The following is a 15,242-nucleotide window of genomic DNA, read 5'->3' on the forward strand; positions in this document are numbered from 1 at the left end:
ATTGTTAGTAAGTTTAAATGATTAACATCTTGCTTGTTCAGTTTTCAAGGTTCATGTTGTGCCGTCCTTTTGACGACTTCATAAGTATATCGCAAAAACTTTTATACGTCAACAACTTATCAAAAATAAATTTTCAAAAGTTATTGATGCTTATAATTAAGTTTTTTGTAGTTGCTTGTAACAACTTTTATATTATAGCAATATACTTTCAATAATGTCAACCCTTTTATTAACCTTAGACTAACTTATTATGCACCTTGCTCTGTGTCTATACTTTACAACTAACATCATAAGAGAAAATGATTTAATAACGTAAGTGCAATCACAAGGATTGCGCCAGGCATACCTAATATAGCCACAATAAGTATAGAAGCAAAATTCAATGGAACCCAAATCCCGATATATCCCGCTCCGTAGGAAAGTATATACAAGAGGCAGAACGATAATGTTATGCGAAATACTACATTCGATAGTAACTCGAGAACTTTTCGTATTCCCTTTGGTTTCTTAACTAGCAAATAAAAAACAAACAGCACTCCTATTAAACTAATAATTAGTTTAGCCATATACACCACACCTCATTTAAATGTTAGTAGGTATATATGATAGGAACACTGTTATTCATTCATCTTTTTATATATTTTGCAGGTTTACTATTCATTTTCTTCTGTAATGAAGCAAATAATCTATTCAATTACTAGTGTGTTAAGAGTTAAAGGATAGAATTTGCTTACTTAATTAAAACTTTACGGATACGAGCTTCTTTAAATAGATAAAAATGCTTGCTTTCAGCTATTTTCCTTTGAGCTATAATATCCAAGCTATAATCAGCCATTAAGTTTTCCATGCTTTGGGCATGCTGCCATTCTTCTTTTGTTTGGCGGATTAAGCTAACTAGTTTTTCATCGTATTCTTTTCGAAGCTTAAATTTTTTAAAAAGCATTTTATTCGCACCTCAAATCATAATTCCCGTCTGCCCTCTAATGCTTTGGATAAAGTTACTTCATCCGCATATTCAAGGTCTCCTCCAACTGGAAGGCCATGTGCAATGCGGGTCGTACGAATTCCTGAAGGCTTAATTAGACGTGAGATATACATAGCTGTCGCTTCCCCTTCAATCGTAGGGTTTGTCGCCAAGATTAATTCTTCTACCTCTTCGCTTTGCAGGCGCTTTAAGAGTGAAGGAACGTTTATATCTTCTGGACCAATACCATCCATTGGTGATATTGCGCCATGCAATACATGATATAACCCATGGTAATCTTTCATTTTTTCCATGGCAATTACATCTTTCGGATCTTGGACCACACAGATAGTAGAACGGTCCCTTTGTACGTCCTGGCAAATATGGCAAGGGTCTACATCTGTAATATTCCCGCAGACAGAACAATAACTTAGGTTACGCTTTGCATCTACAAGTGCTTTAGCAAAATTCAAGACAGTATCCTCTTGCATCGTTAATACAAAAAACGCCAGGCGGGAGGCAGTCTTTGGCCCGATGCCTGGCAATTTCATAAAGCTATCTATTAATTTGGATATAGGTTCAGGATAATGCAATGTCATTCCCCCTAGAATCCAGGAAGGTTAATTCCCTTAGTAAATTGGCCCATCGTTTCATTCGTTGTTTCTTCAATTTTTGCTAACGCTGCATTTGTTGCAATCACAATCATATCTTGCAATAGTTCTACATCTTCTGGATCTACGATTTCTGGATCAATTACCACTTCTTGTACTTGCTTTTGACCATTCATAACGACTTTGACCAATCCGTTACTAGCAGTTCCTTCAAACGTTTGTACAGCAAGCTCTTCTTGTGCCTCCATCATTTTCTTTTGCATCTTTTGCATTTGTTTCATCATGTTATTCATATTACCCATTCCACGCATAATTAAATTCCTCCTATAATTGCTTTTTATTCTTCAATAGTAATGAAATCTTTGCCGAACAGCTTTTCCGCTTCCACTACTAAAGGGTCTTCGGATAACGGCTGTTCATCTTCTAATATTGATTGTACAACCTCAGCTTTTTGTTCGCCAGTTGAAGTTTCTTTATCGGTTTCTTTATCTGCCACTTTATCCGTATTATGGTGCTGGATAAAATCAGCACGTATTCTTTGCCAATTCTCCTCTGGGACACAGATAACTTGATAATAGTTCCCAGTCATCTCTGCTAAGTGCTGGCTGAAATGTGAAATTAGCTCTTGATTTTCGACTGCCATTTGGCAGTGAATATCATATTTGAATTTTAACACAAAAGCACTGGCTGATGCTGCTACAGGTTCCGCGTCTTCCAATAATGCCGATTGTGATTTAGGCAATCGATTAAGGGATTCTGCCCAGGCACTTTTAATCGATTGGATATCTTGTTTTGTCGCCACTTTTAATACTTCTTGAATTCTCCCTACTGGAACATTAAAACCAGTATTTGCTTTTGCACGTGGGCGCTTCGGCTGCCCACTTCCTTGTGGTTGAGGCTGAACGGTGTTTCCTCCAACCTGCAGTTGCTGAACCAAAGATTCTAAGGCAGCAATTTTTGATTGCATTTCAACAAGCTGTGGCATCTCTACATCCATATTCTCTGAACTTGATGTCACATAGGCTTGTTTTGGCCTTTTATGATTGATCTGCGACATTTTTAATAATGCTGTTTCAAGGTATACCTTTGCATGCAATGAAAGACGCATTTCTTGTTGAGTTTTTGACAGGACATCAATATAACTGTATAGCGTGTCCATTGTAAATTCATTTGCTAGGGTGAGGAATTTCTCATCTGTTGTAGCTAATTCTAGCAAATCTGAAAGGTCGGGAGCAGACTGAATCAATAATAAGTCTCTAAAGAAGGTGATTAAGTCTTCAGAAAGACGGACTGCATCTTTACCTTCATCCATCAGTTGCTCAAGCACATCCAATACGTTTGCTACGTCACCCTTAGCTAGATTTTCTGCAAGTGTATAAAAAATATCCTGGCTAATAGATCCCGTAACAAAAAGGGAGTCTTCCAATGTGAGTTTTTCAGCACTAAAACTAACAACTTGATCTAGCATACTAAGTGCATCTCGCATTCCACCGGCAGCCGATTTGGCAATTACCTTTAATGCTTGTTCATCATAAGGAAGGTCTATTTCTTCTAATACTAATTTCATACGCTCTAATATATCTGTCGTAGATAGACGCTTGAAGTCAAATCGTTGGCACCTCGAAATTATAGTAGCAGGTATCTTATGGGGTTCAGTCGTAGCTAATATAAATACAACATGTGGCGGTGGCTCTTCCAATGTTTTTAATAACGCATTAAAGGCACTGGTTGAAAGCATATGCACTTCATCGATTATATAGACTTTATAACGAGCGCTGGCTGGTGCAAAACGAACTTTTTCGATTATATCTCTTATTTCATCTACGCTTGAATTAGAAGCGGCATCAAACTCAATAACATCTGGGTGCGAACCATTTGTAATGCTTTTGCATGTCGCGCATTCATTGCAGGGCTCGGCAGTTGGTGCATGCTCACAATTGATTGTCTTAGCGAATATTTTAGCTGTACTCGTTTTCCCGGTACCACGAGGTCCTGAGAAAAGATAAGCATGCGTTGTTTTGCCAGCTAGGAGGGCATTTTGCAATGTACGCTTTATATGTGACTGTCCTGACATTTCCTTAAAAGACTGCGGACGATAGACACGATAAAAGGCTTGGTAGGACATCAATTTCCTCCCCTTTCTGCCATCATTCATAATAGATTTATTATAGCATAGAACCTCGTTGAAACCTTTATAAGTGTTAGGGAATAAAGAAAAAACTCACTTATCAAAAGATGATAAGTGAGTTTGAAGTTTACATATTTAATACCGTGCACCTTTCTTCGACAGCCGTATATAAGCGTTACTCTTGTCGTTAGCTCAGATTAGGCTACCCCGCGGCACATGAATAAGACCACTTAATGCTGCTTCCTTCCGGACCTGACATGGTTCATGGGGATTCATTGCGCAGGACCCAATCGTCAACGCTACGTGCAAGAGGCAGGCCAAACATACGGACAACCTCAAAAAGGAATTCAGTCTCGCTAAAGCGGATTGCGAGTTACAGGACACCGCTACCTTCCCACCTAGCACGGCAATTACTAGTATACAAATGTTATGGATGAAAATCAACTATAAAGTAAAGTACACTTCGTGATGGTCTTTCTTCATCTTTTTTTAAAGGTTGAACGCTCAAGCACTACCTATACTTTTTAGCAAACTCAATCATGTGTAGGTCGGTTATTCCTGTATTCACCTCTATAATAATGAGTAAGTTACTTAAGAAAGAATTTTGATAACGTGCCTTCCCACCTATACAAGTATTAGCACTCCCTTTACAAAAACTAGTTTTCCTTTTGAAAAAGCACAATAAATTGTTGACATTTGCATAATACCGTGTTAAAGTATTCATTGTCAGCAAGATATATTACATTTGGAGGAATACCCAAGTCTGGCTGAAGGGATCGGTCTTGAAAACCGACAGGCGGGTCAAACCGCGCGGGGGTTCGAATCCCTCTTCCTCCTCCATTTTATTTTTAAATTAAACGCGCATAATAATGAGATTGTATCGTTGCTTTTGATTGTAACGATTTTTTCTTTGCCATCTAGCTTAGGCTAGATGGCTTTCATTTTTATATTCAAATAAAGGCAACAAGTACTGCTATAGATAAAACAGCCAGGGAGAAGTTCACTTCTATCCCTGGCTGTTTTTTTATTATCGGCGTAAATGAGAGGTTTGCTCCATAAAGTGGCCGATTCTCTCTAAAATTGTTTCAATTGTTTGCGGATTTTTCATCAAATCATAATCATTAATATCTAGACGCAATACAGGACAAGCATTGAAATTATCAATCCAATTTTCATAGCGACGATGCATTTCATACCAATATTCTTTATCTGTTTGTTGTTCCATTGGGCGTCCACGCGATTCTATTCTTTCGATAATATCATCAATTGGTCCCTCAAGGTAAATTAGCAAATCAGGATGTGGAAAATATGGCGTCATCACCATTGCATCAAATAAATTGGTGTATGTCTCAAAATCAACGGGATCCATCGTCCCCTGATCATAGTGCATTTTAGCAAATATCCCTGTATCCTCATAGATAGAACGATCTTGTATAAATCCACCGCCGTATTCAAAAATACGCTTTTGCTCTTTAAAGCGTTCAGCAAGGAAGTATATTTGCAAATGGAAACTCCATTTATTAAAGTCATCGTAAAATTTATCAAGATAAGGGTTTGTATCAACTTTCTCAAAAGAAGTGCGGAAATTTAGAGCATTGGCCAGCGCCTTTGTCATAGTAGACTTCCCAACTCCTACAGTTCCTGCAATAGTAATCACAGCATTCGATGGGATGCCGTATTTTTCTCTTAAATTCATCCTTTCAAGCTCCTTTTTGTTAGCTTTTCTTCAATGGTATAAAGAATTTTCTTTAAATCATTGTCGTATTTCACAAAATCTAGTTGGTCTCCATTGAAACGTATGACAGGAATATCAGGATGCTCTTCTTCAAAAGTGTTGATAAAGGTATGATAATCTTCTACCAGCTGCTCCATGTATTCTCTTGAAATCATTTTTTCAAAATCTCGTCCTCTCATCGCGATCCGTTTCATCAATGTGTCGACGCTCGCATATAAATAAACCACAATGTTAGGTTGAGTCAAATCTTTCGTTAAAATTTTATATATCTCTTTATACTTGTTAAACTCACCAGGTGGTAAAGTTCTTTGAGCAAATATAAGGTTTTTAAAAATATGATAATCAGCTACTACAGGGCTATTACTTTCTGCCATATACTTTTTGATATCATTTAATTGTTTATAGCGATTGCATAAGAAGAACATTTCCGTTTGAAAGCTCCACTCGTCAATATCCTCATAAAATTTATTTAAAAAGGGATTTTCGTCCACTATCTCTTTCAATAAATGAATATTAAAAGCATCAGAAATATTTTTGGATAGTGAAGTTTTCCCTACACCAATAGGCCCCTCAACCGTAATAAACGGTACTGGCATCAGAAGACCTCCTCGCTTATCTCTTTAGTCAATGACTATAATTTTAACACAAGAGATATAGCATGGACAGTCCAAGTCTTCTTTTGTTTTAAACTATGTATTTTTAGAAAATAAAAAAACCTTGGCATTCACCAAGGCTGTTTTCCCTTTAATGTTCATCAGAATGAAAGAGATTAGAAAAGATGTTTCACGTGAAACTTTTGTTGTAATAGTGCCCAATTTTGAGGAAACGAAAAGCCTAGATGCCAATAAGCAATTCCCCTTAATCCCAATTCCTCTAAAAGTTCAAATTTTGCTTCGATTGACCTTGCATCTTCAAACCATACAACATGTTCGACTCCATTTTTCCAGTAGTGAAAATATGGAGCTTGTGCCACTGTATCATATGATATGGCTGCATTATTTTGTTTTGCTACTTCTATGGCATACTGTGAGCTTACTGCAACAGCATTTGGGTTACCTACCTTATATGGTAATTTCCAGTCATATCCATATAAATTTTGCCCCATCATAATTTTTGAGGCCGGCATTTCGCTAATTGCATATTCTAATACTTGTCTTACTGGATGGATCGGCGATACTGCCATTGGTGGGCCACCGCTATATCCCCACTCATATGTCATGATCACAACAAAGTCCACAGTTTCTCCAATTCCCTTATAATCGTGCCCACCATACCACTTACTGCTTTGGCTTGCACTTGTTTTGGGTGCTAATGCAGCAGAAACAGTTAAACCTGCCGGATGAGCTCTAGCTACAAGCCTTTTTAGCATAGCTACATATAAATCTTTATCTTCAGGCGGCAAATATTCAAAGTCTACATGTATATCTCTTGCATTGTGAAGTTTTGCCTCACTCAGTGCAGCATCCATCATCACATCTTGTAATGCTTCACTCGTTAAAATGTCATGAGCTAATGTATCACTGAATGCCCCATTCTCAATATTCGTTAAAACTACTGCACTGGCTGTCCGATTAGCTGTAGCGATTTCCCCTAAATTTCCCCAATCAAGGCCTGTTAAAGTCCCGTCTCTTTTTACTTCATAAGCGAATGGCATCATATAAGTAAGTAACGGACCTCTCTTTCTTACCTCTTGTGATAATCGAGCAGGCACTTGCTGTGTATACCATTCTGCATAGCCATTCGTTTCAATGGACTTACGATTTACATTCAATTTTTCCGGCAATACAAGAGTTTGTCCAACGACTAAAACATCTGGGTTTGGTAATTCATTTAATGCAGCTATGGCAGCAGCGGTTGTATTATGTTCTCTTGCAATTTTATATAAGCTGTCACCTTGCTTTACAACATAGATCAAAGAAAGCCTCCTCTATTTCTTCATGTGGAATAATATATGCATCCTCTCAGCTAAACATGCTAAACTATTTGACAAGGAGCGTGTTTCATGAATACTGATCACTATTTTATGGAGAAGGCAATAGAAGAAGCAAAGAAGGCAGAGACCCTGGGAGAAGTGCCTATTGGTGCAGTCATCGTACAGCATGGCACTATTATTGCAAAAGCACATAATCTGCGCGAAACAACACAAAATGCTGTTACTCATGCCGAACTCATGGCCATTCAAGATGCATGCAAATCCCTTGGAAGTTTTCGATTAGAGGAGACAACATTATACGTCACACTAGAACCTTGCCCTATGTGTGCAGGTGCAATTTTACAATCACGAATTCCTCGTGTTGTCTATGGTGCACGGGATCCTAAAGCTGGCTGCGTAGATTCTCTTTACCACCTTTTAAATGACCGCCGCTTTAATCATGAATGCGAAGTAACGGAAGGCGTTATGGGTACAGAATGCGGTCAATTATTATCCAGCTTTTTTAAAGAGTTGCGTGCAAAGAAAAAAGCAAAACGTTTAGCTGATAAGAAATAGAAAAAAAGCGATCCGCTATGGCAGATCGCTTTTTTATATCAATTTTACTTAGGAGCGATTTCTGTCAAACCACCCATATACGGTACTAAAACTTCTGGTATTTTTACACTGCCATCTGCTTGTTGGTAATTTTCCAAAATAGCAGCTACAGTACGACCGATTGCTAAGCCAGAACCATTTAATGTATGCACATATTCAGGTTTTGCACCTGGTTCGCGGCGGAAGCGAATGTTCGCGCGGCGAGCTTGGAAATCTTCAAAGTTTGAACAAGAAGAAATTTCACGATACATGTTTTGCGTAGGAATCCATACTTCTAAATCATACTTTTTAGCAGCAGTGAATCCTAAGTCAGCTGTACACATTTTTAATTTGCGGTACGGCAGTTCTAGTAATTGAAGTACTTCCTCCGCATGACCAGTTAGTTTTTCCAATTCATTATAAGATTCTTCTGGCTTTGTGAAGCGTACTAATTCAACCTTGTTGAATTGATGTTGGCGAATCAGACCTCTTGTATCACGTCCAGCAGAACCTGCTTCTGAACGGAAACATGCACTAAATGCTGTAAAGGCTTGAGGTAACTTAGATCCATCAATAATTTCATCCCGATAAAAATTAGTTACTGGCACCTCAGCTGTAGGAATTAAGAAGTAATCTTCTTTCTCTATAAGGAAAGCATCTTCTTCAAATTTTGGAAGTTGACCTGTACCTGTCAAGCTTGCACGATTAGCCATATAAGGAGGAAGTAGTTCCTCATAATCATGTTTGTCTGCATGAAGATCCATCATAAAGTTCCAAAGTGCGCGTTCAAGGCGTGCGCCAAGACCACGATAAAAGACGAATCGACTACCAGTAACCTTACCAGCACGTTCAAAATCGATAATGCCAAGGTCTGTACCTAGATCCCAGTGTGGCTTTGCTTCAAAATCAAATGTTGGAATTTCGCCCCATTTTAAAATCTCTTCATTGTCGTCTTCAGTATCGCCAACAGGAACACTTTCATGTGGAATATTAGGAAGACGCATCATCATATCGTTAAACTTTTCTTCAACTTCATTGAGCTCTGCATCTAACTTTTTGATTTCATCGCCCACTTCTCTCATACGAGCAATTTCTTCATCTGCATTTTCTTTATTACGTTTTTTTAAAGCGATGGCTTCAGAAGCTTTATTACGGTCAGCCTTTAACACTTCCGTTTTAGCAATTAAATCACGACGTTGTTGATCCCATTCCTCAAAGTGATCAATTGTGCCAAGATCTTCATTACGGTGTGAAAGCTTTTCTTTAATTTCCGCATAATTTTCGCGAACGCGTTTAATATCTAGCATGTGTAATTCCTCCTAATTGTATTAATCGATGACCGGAAGCAGTGAATTAATGGACGCAAAAAAGCCCTCATCCCCATGAAGGGACGAGAGCATACCCGCGTTGCCACCCTAATTGACTAGACCAATGCCTAATCCACTCATTTTGTAACGGCTATTAACCGGCTGCAGCCTACTAACGTTCAGCTGAGCAACTCAAGGACGGATTCACAAGTGTTTTTATCGATTCGCACCTACCATCGACTCTCTTTAAAAAAACGTGCCTGCTACTGCTTCCTATCATCGTGTTAAATTATAATTAACCATACTTTACAATACATCTAAAGGTTATGCAAGCATTGCAAGCTTGATTACTTTAAAAAAATTAACAACATATGTATTTTCAATACAGTAAAAGCCTTCTCCATTAATATAGCATGCTTGATATGGTATTCTCCCACTGTCCTATATATCTTTAATCCTGTTACATCATCCTTTCAACCCACAAACAAAACAAGTATGATGTAAGTAAGAAAATTGACCCCGCGAAAGTTCACAGAAACCCAATTTCTATACGGTCAGTTAGGAGTGATAAAGTATGGACATGTTGATGATTCAATTAGAAAAAGATACATCAATTCCTCTTTATGAACAGCTTTACGAAAAAATAAAAAAAGGAATTATCGATGGCTCAATTTCTGTACGTACAAAGCTACCATCCAAAAGAAAGCTCTCTGAATTTTTATCTATTAGCCAAACAACAGTTGAACTGGCTTATGCGCAGTTATTAGCGGAAGGCTATATCATTTCCAAGCCTCGCGTCGGTTTCTTTGTAGAAGCAATAGAAGAATTGGCCTATGTAGAGAAAGCTGTCGCACATCCTACTCTAAAGACTTCCGCCAATCCGGAAGTTTATATTGATTTTAATCCAGGCTCTATCGACACTGAAGCTTTTCCTTTTGCTGCATGGAGAAAGTATGCAAAGGACGCAATTGATCTGCATCAAAAAGAGCTCCTGTTGCTAGGCTCGCCTCAAGGGGAATTAGAATTGCGGGAACAAATTGCAAGCTATTTATACCAGTCTAGAGGCGTTCTATGCTCACCAGAACAAATAGTCATTGGTTCTGGGACTGAGCAGCTCTTGCCTATGATAATGAAGCTTTTAGGGGAGAAAAATCGTTATGCGATTGAAAATCCAGGCTATACATTAACCCACTATATTTTTGACCAGTCTTATCAGCAAATAATCCCTATTAATGTAGATCAGGATGGGATGAAAATACAACAACTTGAACAAACAGACGCCAATGTTGCCTATATTACTCCTTCTCATCAATTCCCTACTGGTGCTGTGCTATCTGCTTCACGACGTTTCCAATTATTGAATTGGGCAGCCCAAGATAAAAAGCGTTTTATTATTGAAGATGATTATGATAGTGAATTCCGGTATATTGGCAAACCTATTGCTTCACTACAAGGGCTGGATCGACTGAATAAGGTGATTTATCTTAGCACCTTTTCAAAATCATTAATGCCATCTTTGCGGATAGCCTATTTTGTACTACCTAGAGAACTATTGCCTATATATTACAAGATGTTCAGCTATTATACATCGACTGTTCCACGCTTCGAGCAATATATATTGGCTCAATTTATGAAGGAAGGGCATTTCTCAAAACATTTGAATCGCATGCGGAAAATTTACCGGAAAAAGCTAGAGAAGCTAACTCTTTCCCTGACACCCTATGGACCCAGTGTCTCCATCTCTGGTGAACAGGCGGGAATGCATGTAGTGTTAACTGTTAACCATAAATTAAACGCTCAGACCCTTAGCGAAAGGGCTTTGCAAAAAGGCATAAGAATTATACCCATTACTAATTATATGATCACACCAACTATAGAAGAGCGGGATAACCAATTTCTTTTAGGCTTTGGCGGTTTAGATGAAGACCAAATACCTTATGCAATCGAACAGCTAATGGATTGCTGGGAAATTCAAAAACAAGTAAAAAGGGATTGACTGAATAGTCAATCCCTTATAATTAAAATAGTCCTTTGAAAAAACTTCCGATCTTTTTAAATGTTAACGATATAAAGCCGGCTTTTTCCACAGTCTCTGTTGTTACTACTTTGGCATTTGCTGAAGTGCCATCAATAAAGCCATAATCTTTGCCTGACTTTTTATTGATTTTAACATGCCCAACAACAGTTCCCTTTTTAACAGGGGCATTTAAGGATTTTTTATCTACTACTAGCTTAGCAGTATAATCATCTGCTTCACTTGTTTTAACCATCATTGAAATGGCATCTTTTGTAGCAACTTTTACACTCTTCTCTTTACCCTCTTTTATAGCCACTGATTTTTGATTTTTAAATACATGGCCTGCAGGTAAGATTTCTTCCGTTGTGAATTGTCCAAAACCATAATCAAATAATGTTTTAGCTGCATCAAAACGTGCTTTATGACGATCTCCATTGTTACCTTCTGCATGCATGACCACAGCAATCAAGCGAGTGCCATTGCGTTTGGCTGTACCTGTGAAACATTGGCCAGCATAATCAGTAGTACCGGTTTTTAGTCCATCCACACCTTCATAATGATAAACTAAACCAGGTAACATAAAGTTCCAGTTATCCATTTTAATTGCATCGTCTGTTCCTGCACGGAAAGTCTTGCGAGGAATGCTTGATGTTTCTAGAACTTCTGGATGGTCTTTTAATAGATGATAGGCTAGGCGGGCAACAGATGTTGCAGGCATTTTGTTTTCATCACTCTCAGAAGTGCCTGTTGGCTGCATACCTTGTAATTGTTCATTATTTAAACCTGTAGAGTTAACAAAGTGGTAATTCTTCAGTCCCAATTCTTTTGCCTTTTTCTTCATTAAAGATAAAAATTCAGTTTCAGAACCTGCAATTGTTTCAGCAATCGCAATGGTAGCTGCATTTGCAGAATAGATAGCCATTGCTTCATATAATTCTTTGATTGTATATTCTCCATCTGCTCGTAATGGAACATTACTCAAAGCACGGTCTTGTGAGATTTTATAAGCATAATCAGACACTTTATACTTTTGATCCCATTTTACTTTTCCATCATTAATCGCATCAAGTAAGATGTATTCTGTCATCATTTTTGTCATGCTGGCAATCCCAAGAGCTTGCTTAGCATTTTTTTCATACAATATTTTCCCTGAATCCGCATCAACTAAAATCGCCGCTTTTACATTCAACCCTAGGTTGTCCGCTGCACTAGCCTTCGTTCCTACTAGGGTAAAACTGCTAAGTACCATGACTACTGCTAGCATAATACTCAAAATTTTACTGATCCTACCTTTTTTCACCATTCTACCTCCGTTAATATATACTTATCTCGCTAATTTTAACATAGAATAGTGGAATACAATAGACAGTTATCAAAAACACCCATTCTGCATCAATTGAACATGCAAAATGGGTGAAAAGGCTGATACTTATAGTAGTGAATAGTTTGGTGCTTCTTTTGTAATTTGAACATCATGTGGATGGCTTTCTTTCAAGCCAGCCCCTGTCATGCGGACAAATTGAGCATTTTCTCTTAAATCTTGTAAATCTTTTGTACCGCAATAACCCATACCTGAACGGACACCGCCAAGCAATTGGTGAATCGTATCAGCAAGAGGCCCTTTATATGGCAAACGGCCTTCAATGCCTTCTGGCACTAATTTTTTTGCATTTTCTTGGAAGTAACGATCTTTTGAACCGTTCTCCATTGCAGCAACTGAACCCATACCACGATATACTTTAAAGCGACGGCCTTGGAAAATTTCTGTTTCGCCTGGAGATTCTGTAGTTCCTGCTAGCAAGCTTCCTAACATAACTGTATGTCCGCCAGCAGCTAACGCTTTAATAATATCTCCAGAATATTTGATACCGCCATCTGCTATTATCGTTTTCCCTTGGCGTCTTGCTTCTGTTGCGCAATCGTAGACAGCCGTAATTTGAGGTACACCTACACCAGCTACAACACGAGTTGTACAAATTGAACCAGGTCCGATTCCTACTTTGACAACATCTGCGCCTGCTTCGTACAAGGCTTTCGTCCCTTCCTGTGTAGCAACGTTACCTGCAACGATAACTAAATCAGGGTAAGCTTCACGAATGGCTTTTACTTGTCTTAATACGCCTTCAGAATGGCCGTGAGCTGTATCAATTACAATGACGTCTACTTGTGCCTCCACAAGCTTCTTAATCCGCATCATCACATCTGATGTTACACCAACCGCAGCTCCTACAAGTAAACGGCCATGTTCATCTTTTGCAGCATTCGGATATTCCGTTACCTTTTCAATATCCTTGATTGTAATTAATCCAGTTAATAAACCTTCTTCATCGACAATTGGAAGCTTTTCGATTTTGTATTTTTGTAGCATCTTTTCAGCTTCTTCTAAAGTAGTGCCGACAGGAGTTGTAATAAGATTTTCTTTAGTCATGACTTCATCAATTTTTATTGAGTAATCTTGTACAAAGCGCAAATCACGGTTTGTAATAATTCCGACTAATTTTCGGTCTTCCATCGTATTCACAATTGGTACACCAGAAATACGGTATTTACCCATTAAGTGTTCCGCATCAAATACTTGGTGAGAAGGCGTTAAGAAAAATGGATTGGTGATAACACCATTTTCAGATCGTTTAACTTTTTCTACTTGTTCTGCTTGTTCTTCAATACTCATATTTTTATGGATAATTCCAAGGCCGCCTTGACGAGCCATCGCAATTGCCATAGGTGATTCTGTTACCGTATCCATCCCTGCACTGATAATCGGGATATTTAATTTAATCTTGGATGTTAGATTTACTGATAAATCAACTTCCTTTGGCAATACTTCGGAATGTGCTGGTACAAGCAATACATCATCAAATGTTAAACCTTCTTTGGCAAATTTAGTTTCCCACATTTCTTAAACTCCTCCTACAAAAAAGATATTAATTGTAAGATTAACAACGTAGGCAATTAGTTGTCAAGGAGTCAGCCATAAGAAAGACTATTATGATTTTTCATTATAATAAGTTTTTTAAGTCATCCTCTATTTTTGTAGGGGAAGTTTGAGGTGCATATCTTGCAATGACTTCTCCTTCAGAGTCAATTAAAAACTTAGTAAAGTTCCACTTTATATTATCTGTGAAGAGACCTTTCTTTTCAGAAGTCAGATATTGAAACAGCGGTGAAGCGTTTTCACCCTTAACATCTACTTTTGCAAACATGGGAAATTGTACATTGTAATTCATTTGGCAATAAGCAATTGTTTTATCAATATTGTTGAATTCTTGATGATTGAATTGACTACAGGGAAAACCTAGAACAGTAAAACCTTGATCCTTATATTTATCATATAACTCCTGCAGTTCTTTAAATTGTGGGGTAAAACCACATTTGCTTGCTGTATTTACAATCAACATAGGTGAGCCTTTAAATTCACTTAAAGATTGATCTTCCCCATCTGCTTTTTTGACTACAAAATCATAAATACTCGTCATTTCGCTTCCCCTCTCTATTTTACCGTCCCATTAAAACGTTCTACTCATCATAGAACCTATCCTTTATCTCTCTTCATACAAGCTCAAATTATTTATTTTATATTTATTTTTAATGTTATCACTAATGTATTCTTTATTCTCTCTATATACAACAAAAATAGCTTAATAGATATATTCCTGTATCAAGAAAAAGTAAACATAGAGATAAAGAGAAGTATAATTTTATAGCGCTAATTTCCAGCTTAGTTGCAATAGATGCAACTAATTCTATAAATCATTGAAACAGATAACTATTAAAAGTGGAGTTGAACAAGCCTTAACAGGCTTTAATATTACCTTTAAGCGTGTAAATGGATATGAATAATGCACGGTCAACACTTACAGAGATATATAGTTGAGGAATATAAATATGAGGTACTTTATTTGTATTGTATATGGGTGAGTTATAATTTTTTTATAAACAAAAAAGTGCAACTGATAAATCAGCTGCACTTTCTT

At 37.6% G+C, this 15,242-nt stretch carries 14 protein-coding genes, 1 tRNA gene, 1 other RNA gene and 1 other annotated feature; of the genes, 3 read left to right on the top strand and 13 right to left on the bottom strand.

Annotated elements, in window-relative coordinates:
- Positions 1-287: 287 nt before the first annotated feature.
- The 6 genes from AC6CHJ_RS16415 to ffs all read right to left on the bottom strand — a co-directional run bounded on the left by AC6CHJ_RS16415 (position 288) and on the right by ffs (position 4,110).
- Positions 288-566: a pro-sigmaK processing inhibitor BofA family protein gene (locus AC6CHJ_RS16415; RefSeq protein WP_147198336.1), complete on the bottom strand. Its 279-nt coding sequence runs from the start codon at positions 564-566 to the stop codon at positions 288-290.
- A gap of 164 nt (positions 567-730) precedes the next feature.
- Positions 731-943, bottom strand: coding sequence for a YaaL family protein (locus AC6CHJ_RS16420; protein ID WP_066791250.1), 213 nt, complete (start codon positions 941-943; stop codon positions 731-733).
- A 17-nt stretch (positions 944-960) separates the two neighbouring features.
- Positions 961-1,557, bottom strand: a complete 597-nt coding sequence (gene recR / locus AC6CHJ_RS16425) for a recombination mediator RecR (RefSeq protein ID WP_066791248.1) — start codon at positions 1,555-1,557, stop codon at positions 961-963.
- A gap of 11 nt (positions 1,558-1,568) precedes the next feature.
- Positions 1,569-1,886 carry a YbaB/EbfC family nucleoid-associated protein gene (locus AC6CHJ_RS16430; RefSeq protein WP_147198331.1) on the bottom strand — a complete coding sequence of 106 codons (318 nt, stop codon included), beginning with the start codon at positions 1,884-1,886 and terminating at the stop codon, positions 1,569-1,571.
- 26 nt (positions 1,887-1,912) lie between these two features.
- Positions 1,913-3,700 (bottom strand): DNA polymerase III subunit gamma/tau, encoded by a 1,788-nt coding sequence (dnaX, locus tag AC6CHJ_RS16435; RefSeq protein ID WP_147198329.1) that lies wholly within the window; start codon positions 3,698-3,700, stop codon positions 1,913-1,915.
- Positions 3,701-3,844: 144 nt separating this feature from the next.
- Positions 3,845-4,110, bottom strand: an RNA gene (gene ffs / locus AC6CHJ_RS16440) — signal recognition particle sRNA large type.
- 340 nt (positions 4,111-4,450) lie between these two features.
- Here ffs and AC6CHJ_RS16445 point away from each other — a divergent pair.
- Positions 4,451-4,543: transfer RNA gene (locus AC6CHJ_RS16445), tRNA-Ser, on the top strand.
- A 187-nt stretch (positions 4,544-4,730) separates the two neighbouring features.
- Here the strand turns inward: AC6CHJ_RS16445 and AC6CHJ_RS16450 are convergent.
- The 3 genes from AC6CHJ_RS16450 to AC6CHJ_RS16460 all read right to left on the bottom strand — a co-directional run bounded on the left by AC6CHJ_RS16450 (position 4,731) and on the right by AC6CHJ_RS16460 (position 7,353).
- Entirely contained in the window at positions 4,731-5,399 is a 669-nt protein-coding gene (locus tag AC6CHJ_RS16450; protein WP_147198313.1) for a deoxynucleoside kinase, read from the bottom strand.
- Positions 5,396-6,034 (bottom strand): deoxynucleoside kinase, encoded by a 639-nt coding sequence (locus tag AC6CHJ_RS16455; RefSeq protein ID WP_498289365.1) that lies wholly within the window; start codon positions 6,032-6,034, stop codon positions 5,396-5,398. Before AC6CHJ_RS16455 ends, AC6CHJ_RS16450 begins: the two co-directional genes overlap by 4 nt.
- A gap of 173 nt (positions 6,035-6,207) precedes the next feature.
- Positions 6,208-7,353, bottom strand: coding sequence for a glycosyl hydrolase family 18 protein (locus AC6CHJ_RS16460; protein WP_498289367.1), 1,146 nt, complete (start codon positions 7,351-7,353; stop codon positions 6,208-6,210).
- An 87-nt stretch (positions 7,354-7,440) separates the two neighbouring features.
- Between AC6CHJ_RS16460 and tadA the strand changes: the two genes are divergently transcribed.
- Positions 7,441-7,926, top strand: coding sequence for a tRNA adenosine(34) deaminase TadA (tadA, locus tag AC6CHJ_RS16465; RefSeq protein WP_498289369.1), 486 nt, complete (start codon positions 7,441-7,443; stop codon positions 7,924-7,926).
- Positions 7,927-7,970: 44 nt separating this feature from the next.
- Here the strand turns inward: tadA and serS are convergent, their stop codons facing one another.
- Positions 7,971-9,251, bottom strand: coding sequence for a serine--tRNA ligase (serS, locus tag AC6CHJ_RS16470; RefSeq protein WP_249775129.1), 1,281 nt, complete (start codon positions 9,249-9,251; stop codon positions 7,971-7,973).
- Positions 9,252-9,327: 76 nt separating this feature from the next.
- Positions 9,328-9,540 (bottom strand) — a binding site (T-box leader).
- Between the two features lie 285 nt (positions 9,541-9,825).
- Between serS and pdxR the strand changes: the two genes are divergently transcribed.
- Positions 9,826-11,247 (top strand): MocR-like pyridoxine biosynthesis transcription factor PdxR, encoded by a 1,422-nt coding sequence (gene pdxR / locus AC6CHJ_RS16475; protein WP_498289371.1) that lies wholly within the window; start codon positions 9,826-9,828, stop codon positions 11,245-11,247.
- Positions 11,248-11,269: 22 nt separating this feature from the next.
- Here the strand turns inward: pdxR and AC6CHJ_RS16480 are convergent, their stop codons facing one another.
- From AC6CHJ_RS16480 to AC6CHJ_RS16490, 3 genes are all read right to left on the bottom strand, one after another.
- Positions 11,270-12,532: a serine hydrolase gene (locus tag AC6CHJ_RS16480; RefSeq protein WP_249775958.1), complete on the bottom strand. Its 1,263-nt coding sequence runs from the start codon at positions 12,530-12,532 to the stop codon at positions 11,270-11,272.
- 165 nt (positions 12,533-12,697) lie between these two features.
- Positions 12,698-14,164, bottom strand: coding sequence for an IMP dehydrogenase (gene guaB / locus AC6CHJ_RS16485; protein WP_066791218.1), 1,467 nt, complete (start codon positions 14,162-14,164; stop codon positions 12,698-12,700).
- A gap of 103 nt (positions 14,165-14,267) precedes the next feature.
- Entirely contained in the window at positions 14,268-14,744 is a 477-nt protein-coding gene (locus tag AC6CHJ_RS16490; RefSeq protein ID WP_147198297.1) for a glutathione peroxidase, read from the bottom strand.
- Between the last annotated feature and the right edge of the window lie 498 nt (positions 14,745-15,242).

Source organism: Rummeliibacillus sp. GQ308 (assembly GCF_059759115.1).

Excerpts from the sequence above, each read along its gene's own strand:
- AC6CHJ_RS16415 (WP_147198336.1), bottom strand. The coding sequence starts at position 566 with ATGGCTAAACTAATTATTAGTTTAATAGGAGTGCTGTTTGTTTTTTAT.
- AC6CHJ_RS16420 (WP_066791250.1), bottom strand. The coding sequence starts at position 943 with ATGCTTTTTAAAAAATTTAAGCTTCGAAAAGAATACGATGAAAAACTA.
- AC6CHJ_RS16430 (WP_147198331.1), bottom strand. The coding sequence starts at position 1,886 with ATGCGTGGAATGGGTAATATGAATAACATGATGAAACAAATGCAAAAG.
- dnaX (WP_147198329.1), bottom strand. The coding sequence starts at position 3,700 with ATGTCCTACCAAGCCTTTTATCGTGTCTATCGTCCGCAGTCTTTTAAG.
- AC6CHJ_RS16450 (WP_147198313.1), bottom strand. The coding sequence starts at position 5,399 with ATGAATTTAAGAGAAAAATACGGCATCCCATCGAATGCTGTGATTACT.
- AC6CHJ_RS16455 (WP_498289365.1), bottom strand. The coding sequence starts at position 6,034 with ATGCCAGTACCGTTTATTACGGTTGAGGGGCCTATTGGTGTAGGGAAA.
- tadA (WP_498289369.1), top strand. The coding sequence starts at position 7,441 with ATGAATACTGATCACTATTTTATGGAGAAGGCAATAGAAGAAGCAAAG.
- serS (WP_249775129.1), bottom strand. The coding sequence starts at position 9,251 with ATGCTAGATATTAAACGCGTTCGCGAAAATTATGCGGAAATTAAAGAA.
- pdxR (WP_498289371.1), top strand. The coding sequence starts at position 9,826 with ATGGACATGTTGATGATTCAATTAGAAAAAGATACATCAATTCCTCTT.
- AC6CHJ_RS16480 (WP_249775958.1), bottom strand. The coding sequence starts at position 12,532 with ATGCTAGCAGTAGTCATGGTACTTAGCAGTTTTACCCTAGTAGGAACG.
- guaB (WP_066791218.1), bottom strand. The coding sequence starts at position 14,164 with ATGTGGGAAACTAAATTTGCCAAAGAAGGTTTAACATTTGATGATGTA.
- AC6CHJ_RS16490 (WP_147198297.1), bottom strand. The coding sequence starts at position 14,744 with ATGACGAGTATTTATGATTTTGTAGTCAAAAAAGCAGATGGGGAAGAT.